Raw genomic sequence first — 1,559 nt, forward strand, 5'->3', positions numbered from 1 at the left:
GTCTTGAGAACGATAAGCATGGATGGCTCTTGTTTTAGTATCTTGGGCAGAATTAATAGCTACTCTGTATGCATTTTCAATGCCTTTTAAACTTAAGTTAAGTGAAGTCGGACTTTGCCAAAAAATCCATATCGGATACTGAAATACTTCTACTTGAAGTTTAGATTTAACGACTGCATCAAGAACCAGCTTATAAGTTTCTTCATGATCTTTATGACAATCGTTTCCATGAGGAATATAAATCTCCTCAGGTGTAAATGAACCAATAAGTTGAGCCAATTGATTAGTAATTTGTTGACGTTGCTCGCCAGAAAGAAATTCTAGACTTCCATCTACTTGATTGAGAAAATAAGCTTCTGAAGAGTCCACTCCTAATATATGCAAAGCCACCAAAGCTTCTTGTTTGCGGATCTCAATAATTTCTTTTGAATTTATCCATGGCGGTCTGCTATGCCGTCCGTCAGTTAGGTAAACAACTTTTACAGGTACTCCTAGTGATCTCTTTAGGGCTATTGTGCCACCACATCCTAAAGCTTCATCATCTTGGTGGGGAGAAAATATCAGTGCTTTTTTATTGCTAATTTTGCACTCTTGACTTCTGAAGTATATAATCAAGAGCGAAAATATGTAAGAAGTTAATGATCTTATTCCCCCGCCAAAGGCTATTCGAAGATTATAAAAGTATTTGGTAGCCATAGTGATAACTAATTCGATTTTAAGGACAAGTCTATAGTTGTAATTTTTTCAGCAAACTCCCTATACTTTTGGGCAAAACTTTCTTGTGTATGGTTTTTTCTTGCAAACTCCCAAGCTCTTTTTGACATAAGCTTTAACTCCTGAGTGGAAAAATCAGAAACTGCTTTGATTGATTTCTTGATCTCATCAACAGAGAAATTTCTTAAGAGAATACCAAATTCATCTTCTATGTCTACACTTGCTTCATAACTAACAATTGGAATAAGACCTGCATGCATACAGCCAATGACGCTTCCGCCACCTCCTTCTGAGCAAGATGGATGGATAACACTAATGCAGCTGTTTGCAATTTCTATAAATTTAGAACTCTCAACATCAATCCATCCCAGTGTATGAATATTAGGAGTTTCATAAAGCTCTTTATAAAATGCCTGCTCAAAATCTTTTTCGTTCTTTACTGGTCCACAGATAGTTAAATCGTACTCTGGCATTTCTGAAAAAGTGTCTAAGAGTAAATCTAATCCCTTAAGGACTAAACCACCACTTGAAAACCATAGAAATTTTTTTCGGCAGACTTCAAAATTCTTTTTGTGTGGCCAAGGAAAAAGTAAAGGAGTAGAAATTGGAATTCTATAAAGCGGTTTTTTTGCATACTTGAAGGTACTGATTGTAAACTTATTCCCAAGGATGGTAGCGCAGTCAGCATGTTCGATAGCTAGATTTGGCACCTCGTATCTTCGCGCTTTTAGAGTAACTCCTTTTCTTTGCTGCAGTTGTAGAAGTCTGTTACACTCAGCAGCATTTTGAAAAAGAGTATGAGCAGTATCAATATGCATAATCTTTATACAGTCTTGATTTAAATG

General features: G+C 36.1%; 2 protein-coding genes. Both read right to left on the reverse strand.

Going from position 1 to position 1,559, the window contains the following annotated elements:
* On the reverse strand, positions 1-696 hold a 696-nt coding region (locus AC2VE5_RS26785), incomplete at its 3' end, for a PIG-L deacetylase family protein (protein WP_486890581.1).
* Between the two features lie 8 nt (positions 697-704).
* A partial coding sequence (locus AC2VE5_RS26790; RefSeq protein WP_486890582.1) for a glycosyltransferase occupies positions 705-1,559 on the reverse strand: 855 nt, incomplete at its 5' end.

It is taken from the genome of Aliterella sp. E5.1 (genome assembly GCF_057473825.1).